This is a genomic window from Streptomyces chiangmaiensis, from assembly GCF_036281785.1.
Lineage (GTDB): Bacteria > Actinomycetota > Actinomycetes > Streptomycetales > Streptomycetaceae > Streptomyces > Streptomyces chiangmaiensis.
Genome location: NZ_JAYWVC010000338.1, coordinates 1 through 5,620, shown reverse-complemented (window position 1 = coordinate 5,620; position 5,620 = coordinate 1). Strand labels below are relative to the sequence as shown.

Genomic DNA, 5,620 nt, shown 5'->3' with positions numbered 1-5,620 from the left:
CGGCCGTCACTACACGCCCTAATCCATCACCCAGCGCGCACCAGCTGAATGTTTACGGTGGAGCGTCGGGTAAGCGTGGATCACTCGTCCGAGCTTCGAGTTTTCCGCTGTCGCCGACAGCTGCGATCGCTGCGACCGGAAGGTGCAACCGCCAGGCACGAAAACGCGTCAGGCCCGCCACGGTGAGGTGGGCGGGAACCTCGTTCCTGAACTTTCGAAAGCAGGAGAAAGCTTCAAGAGAGATCTCGGCTACGCCAGGCATGTAGTTTCTGCGGGTGCATCATCACCCACAGACGATCGATGAGTCCCGCATCGTCGAGGTTGAAGGACATGACAAGGACGGTCACCCCGTTGATCCGGGCGACAATGCCCGGCTGCCCGCTTACCCGCTCTTCTGTAAAACTGGTTCCGGGTTCCTTACGGAGGACGCCCTTCAGAAACCGAGCAATCCTGTCGGCGCCGACGATCGGTCTCAGAGCGGTGCGGACCCTGCCACCGCCGTCGGACTGGGCGACTGCGTTGGCGTCCAGCAAGCCGACCAGCGCATCCAGGTTACCCGTCTCGCATGCATACTTGAACGCCGATACGACATACTTGTGCCGTGCTCTCACAATGCCGCGCGGTTTGGCGGTTCGGACACGACGACGCGCGGACGCGGCAAGCTGGCGACACGCCGCGGGAGTGCGGCCAACGGTTTCGGCGATCTCGTTGAACGGAACACCGAAAATGTCATGCAGGATAAAAGAAATACGCTCTGCAGGCGTCACGGTGTCCAGAATCACCAGGACTCCCATGGTCACTGACTCGTCCAAGCTCACCTGGTCTGCCGGGTCGGTGCCCGCGTAAGCAGGTCGGACCGTGTCCCACGACGTATCGGGCACAGGCTCCGGCAGCCACTCCCCCACATACTGCTCGTGTCGCACTCGCGCCGAGGAGAGCTGGTCGAGGCAGATCCTGCTGGCTACACGTACCAACCACCCCATCGGTGACTTGATGCTGCGCTGAACCTCCTCGGACAACGCATACCAGCGCGTGTACGTCTCCTGCACGACATCCTCGGCGTCATAGGACGATCCGAGCATCCGAAACGCCAGATTCAGTAGGAGCCGGCGCTCTTTGAAAATGGTCGCCAGCGAATCTTCGCCAGCCTCGGGGAACGGTTCATCGTTCATGCCGCCATCCCCGATGAACGACCGATGTATGTGCTCCGTATCCGTGCTGCAGACCACATCACTTGTCGGCGGCGTGTACGTGCGGGTCGTCACCGTCCCTCCGGAACCGGTAATGTCGTCGCGCGCGCTGACGATCAGTTCTGCGGCCCCACCGTGATGCTGGTACTCCGCTTCCACCGCGGTCGAGATCATCGCGACCTTGCCGCCAGTCAGCTGATAGACCAGGGTCCCGATGCGGTCCGGACCGAGCGACGCATCGTAAGTCTCCACCTCCGCGTCCTTCGCCACATGGATGTCGAGGTCTGTGCGCTTGTCCCTGTCCATACCATGACAGCGCCCCAGAACAGGTGATTCTTACTCGTACGAATCACTGAAGCGCGGGTGCTGACGGTTCAGGACCATGGTTGAAAAGTCGGCGCACCCAGCACCTGCGGTGTCACAGTCCTGGCCGCCGCACCCGGCCCAGACCCACCTGACCACCGGGTCGCCTTCGCGACCGCGGCCCGGTGGGTGACTCGCCCCGCCGAAGCCGACCAAGTGGGCGGGCTCATGGGTGAGTTGATCCGTCTGGGGCGGATCCCGCTGATCGTCGTGGACGAGGTCAGCTACATCCCCTTCGAACCCGAGGCCGCGAACCTCTTCTTCCGGTTCATCTCGGGCCGCTACGAACACACGAGAGTGATCATGACCAGCAACAAACTCTTCGGACGCTGGGGAGCTGCCTTCGACGACACGGTCGCCGCTGCGATGATCGACTGCCTCGTCCACCACGCCAAAGCCATTTCGCTCAAGGGCGACAGCTACCGCATGCGCGGCCGCAACCTCGGACGGGTTCCCGCCGCCAACACTGGGGAAGGACCAACATCAACAGATGCAGCGGAGGCCACTTTCATCCGTCGCCACTGGCTCACAATTCAGCCGTCGTCGACACAGAAACGGTGCCGGCGAATATGCACTTCATGAACCTGCGCCTGCCTTCTCGAGCTTGTAACCCGGGGCAGGCGTGAGGTGATGCCGCACCCACAAACATCTCAGTTCGGGTACCTGGCTCCTCGGGGGCGCGTCAGGAAAGGACCCGCACGAGTGCGGAGAGCGCCTGAGGCCACGCAGCGTCAGAGGGGACCCCGTATCCAACGACGAGGCCATCGGCCATGGGACTCAGGGACCGTTCATGGCGGTATCGAGACAGGCCTACTACTTTGAGGCCCTGCCGGGCTGCCGACTGAAGAACCCGCTGCTCGGTCCCGGGCGGCAAACCGAGCACCGTGTGCAGGCCAACCGCTGTCCCGATGACGCGCACCTTTGGGGCGTGCTGAGCCAGCGCTGTGACGAGCGCATCTCGTCGATCGCGGTAGCGCCGACGGGCAGCACGTACGTGACGGCTGTAGGCGCCGGAGGTGATGAATTCCGCCATCGTCAGCTGGCTGAATACCTCGCACGAGTTGATCTGCCCCTTGGCCGCCACGGCTTCCTCAGCGAGCATGGGAGGCACCGCCATCCAGGCCAACCGTAGGCCCGGAGCAAGGGTCATGCTGGCGGTACCCATGTAGACCACGCAGTCGGGGTCGAGTCCTTGGAGCGCTCCGACAGACTGGCGGTCGAACCGGAACTCACCGTCGTAGTCATCCTCCAGGACCAGCCCGCCGGTCCGTCTGGCCCAGTCCACGACGGCCGTCCGGCGATCGCGTTGCAGTGCCGTGCCGGCTGGGAACTGATGAGCGGGTGTGAGTAGGACCGCATCCGTGCCGACGGGCGGCACCGGGTCGGTCTCGTGGGTATCCAAGGTAAGCGGGCGGGTCTTGAGCCCCGCAGCCGCCAGCAGGGCCCAGTACCTGTCTAGGCCGTAGGACTCGACGGCGATATTCCTCGCCCCCCGCTCGGCCAGGCCTCCGCTCAGGATCTGCAGGCCGTGGGAGACGCCGGCGCAGATCAGTATGTGCGCCGGACTCACGTACACGCCGCGGGCTCGAGCGAGATGGTCTGCGAGTGCGGCCCGTAGCTCCGGCCGACCACGGGGATCGCCGTAGCCGAGCACGTCGTCGGGGGCCGCGGCCAGGACGCGGCGTGTGGCCTTCAGCCAGGCCGCACGAGGAAAAGTGGCGAGGTTGGGACTACCTGGGGTCAGGTCGTGGCGAGGGTCGCCGGATGGATCGGGGGCTGAGCGCGCCAAGATCGGCCGAGTGATCATCCTGTCCGCCACGAGTGTGCCCGAGCCTCTGCGAGCGGTAAGCCATCCCTCGGCGACAAGGTCGGCATAGGCGTCGGCCACGGTGTTGCGGGCAAGGCCGAGATCGGTGGCGAGTTGACGGGAGGAGGGCAGCCGTGTCCCCGGGGCCAGGTGGCCGGTGCGGACCGCTTCGCGCAGGGCTTCGGTCAGCGCCCGGCGCACACCTCGCCCAGCTCGTATCAAATCAGGAGCAATACCCGAAGCAGCGCAGAATTCCGACATGGGCGAACAGTACTGGCGAACCGCGGAGGGCGTAACCGAGCCGACAACACGTTGAGCGAGGAAGACTGCCTTGAAGGACACAGGAGACATGCCCCGACGAGGCCTGACCGAGCAGCCGGAGCAGGTAGGGGGCCTCAGCGCATGAGCGCCAGGGGTGTGAGTCGAGATGCCTACCCACGGATCCGGAGACATTCCTCCGTCAGAGTGTGAATCTCGCTACATCACACACAGCATGTCTACGTCGTCAAGTAAGAGACGCCCTGTGCAGTCGCTCCCGCTCGGTGACAGCCTCAACACCTTGAGGCGGATAGCCGTCCCACCTCGGTTGTCCTAAAAGGTGACGCTGAGGGCGTCCTGCGGGCCGGAAGAAGGAGCCTCATGGACAGCCCATCACAGCAGCAGCGCATCGTGGTCGGGGTCAGCGGATCACTCAACAGCCTCGTCGCACTACAGAGGGCCGGCACCGAAGCCCGGCTCACCGGACGCCGTCTCCTGGCGGTCCTGGTCTGGCGGCCCTGCGACACGGACCCACCTCCCGGGACCAACGGACCGCCCCTCAAGGGCACCAGAACCGCAGCCATGCGCCTGCTAAAAAACATCCTCAACGACGCCTTCGCTGCCACCGACGACACCGTCCCCATCAGTGGACTCGTCATCTCCGGCTCCGCGGGCCGCGCCCTCGTCCAGATCGCCAACAAGGAAACCGACCTGCTGGTCATCGGCGGAAGACATCACGGCAGACTCCGCCGCTGGCGATCCCGCGTCGCCCACTATTGCCTCACCCACGCTACCTGCCCGGTCCTCACCGTCCCCCCGCCCCCACTCCAGCTTGACCTTGAAGCCCTCACCCGCACGAAACGACTCCTGGGCGCGACAGCCCACGACCCGCTCCACACACTCCACCAACCCCCACTGCAACGCCCCGCCTACACCGACACGGACCAGTAACAAACGAAGGGACACCGCTATGACCAATCCAACCGAGCCGGACCGCTCCGCCTTCGAATACAACGACGAGGCCGGATACCCCGACGGGAAAGGCACCCTCAGTCAGGACCAGATCGTCCTCATCGACGAGGTAGCCGACGATCCCCACGCCCCCGCGTTTGACTTCGCAGTCGTCGACAACAAGGAAACCAGCGTCTACGAGGGCATCGTCGACGACCACGAGGTCGCCGGCCTGGCCTACAACGTCGCCGGCGACAGCCGGCTCGTGTTGCTGGCCGTCTCGGTGTTCCCCGAGTTCCGCAAACAAGGCATCGGCACAGAGCTGATCAGACGCGTCCTGGACGACGTGCGCGTGCAAGGGAAGACAGTCACCATCTTGTGCCCGATCGTGCTCACCTTCATCGAGAACAACCCAGGGTATGCCGACCTCATCGACGTTAATCACCCGGGAATAACCAAAGGCCGCACGCGTTCGTCTTAAGCCCGCCTATCAGCTCCCCCCGGCAGAAAGTGTGAAATGACGATCAATTTCGAGGCTGAGGCGTCCGCCCGTGAAGAGAACAACGCTGCTCTCATCGCCGCTTTGAACGAGGCACGTCTTGGCGAGGCGGAGTCCAGCTGGGAGCTCGATGTGCTCAACGACGCGGAGCACGGTCGCTGGGTCGCCGCCCTCGGTGATGAAGCGATCGCTGAGCTCTCGTACCGGTTCGTGGGCAGTCGCGTTGTGCTGCTGACGACGTGGGTCGACCCCGCCTACCGCAAACATCGGGTGGCCACGGAGCTCGTCTCCCGCGTGCTGGACGAGATCCGCGAGAGCGGGAAGAAAATCACCATCATCTGCCCGGTCGTCGGCGAGTTCATCCACCGTAACCCCGCGTACGCCGACCTCATCGATAAAGTCCATCCCGGCGCCGGCGCCTACCCCAAGCGCGAACCGGCGGAAGGCGGTCACGACGAGGAGCTCACCGCGATCGAGCACGACCTGGCGTAGCCGTCCGGTGTTCAGACGTGGTGGCCTGCCACGGCATCCGAAGCGCGCGACATGTTCACC

Annotated in this window: 5 protein-coding genes and 1 pseudogene; 4 read left to right on the top strand and 2 right to left on the bottom strand. The window is 64.4% G+C overall.

The window, feature by feature from the left end; all coding sequences use genetic code 11:
* Positions 1-233: 233 nt before the first annotated feature.
* Positions 234-1,496, bottom strand: a complete 1,263-nt coding sequence (sigJ, locus tag VXC91_RS41835; protein WP_329512594.1) for an RNA polymerase sigma factor SigJ — start codon at positions 1,494-1,496, stop codon at positions 234-236.
* 108 nt (positions 1,497-1,604) lie between these two features.
* Between sigJ and VXC91_RS41830 the strand changes: the two are divergent.
* Positions 1,605-2,135 (top strand): annotated as a pseudogene (locus VXC91_RS41830) (ATP-binding protein); the annotation flags it as partial.
* Between the two features lie 100 nt (positions 2,136-2,235).
* On the opposite strand, the gene pdxR reads toward VXC91_RS41830, so the two are convergent.
* Complete coding sequence (pdxR, locus tag VXC91_RS41825; protein WP_329512593.1) at positions 2,236-3,621, bottom strand: MocR-like pyridoxine biosynthesis transcription factor PdxR; 1,386 nt, start codon at positions 3,619-3,621, stop codon at positions 2,236-2,238.
* A 378-nt stretch (positions 3,622-3,999) separates the two neighbouring features.
* Here pdxR and VXC91_RS41820 point away from each other — a divergent pair, with 378 nt between their 5' ends.
* Genes VXC91_RS41820 through VXC91_RS41810 form a run of 3 tightly spaced genes read left to right on the top strand, consistent with a single transcriptional unit; the run spans position 4,000 to position 5,560 of the window.
* Positions 4,000-4,569 (top strand): universal stress protein, encoded by a 570-nt coding sequence (locus VXC91_RS41820; protein WP_329512592.1) that lies wholly within the window; start codon positions 4,000-4,002, stop codon positions 4,567-4,569.
* A 19-nt stretch (positions 4,570-4,588) separates the two neighbouring features.
* On the top strand, positions 4,589-5,050 hold the full coding sequence (locus VXC91_RS41815) for a GNAT family N-acetyltransferase (protein WP_329512591.1): 462 nt from the start codon (positions 4,589-4,591) through the stop codon (positions 5,048-5,050).
* 36 nt (positions 5,051-5,086) lie between these two features.
* The gene (locus VXC91_RS41810; RefSeq protein ID WP_329512590.1) at positions 5,087-5,560 is read left to right on the top strand and encodes a GNAT family N-acetyltransferase; all 474 of its coding nucleotides are present in this window, start codon (positions 5,087-5,089) and stop codon (positions 5,558-5,560) included.
* The last annotated feature ends 60 nt before the right edge of the window (positions 5,561-5,620 follow it).

Excerpts from the sequence above, each read along its gene's own strand:
- sigJ (WP_329512594.1), bottom strand. The coding sequence starts at position 1,496 with ATGGACAGGGACAAGCGCACAGACCTCGACATCCATGTGGCGAAGGAC.
- pdxR (WP_329512593.1), bottom strand. The coding sequence starts at position 3,621 with ATGTCGGAATTCTGCGCTGCTTCGGGTATTGCTCCTGATTTGATACGA.
- VXC91_RS41820 (WP_329512592.1), top strand. The coding sequence starts at position 4,000 with ATGGACAGCCCATCACAGCAGCAGCGCATCGTGGTCGGGGTCAGCGGA.
- VXC91_RS41815 (WP_329512591.1), top strand. The coding sequence starts at position 4,589 with ATGACCAATCCAACCGAGCCGGACCGCTCCGCCTTCGAATACAACGAC.
- VXC91_RS41810 (WP_329512590.1), top strand. The coding sequence starts at position 5,087 with ATGACGATCAATTTCGAGGCTGAGGCGTCCGCCCGTGAAGAGAACAAC.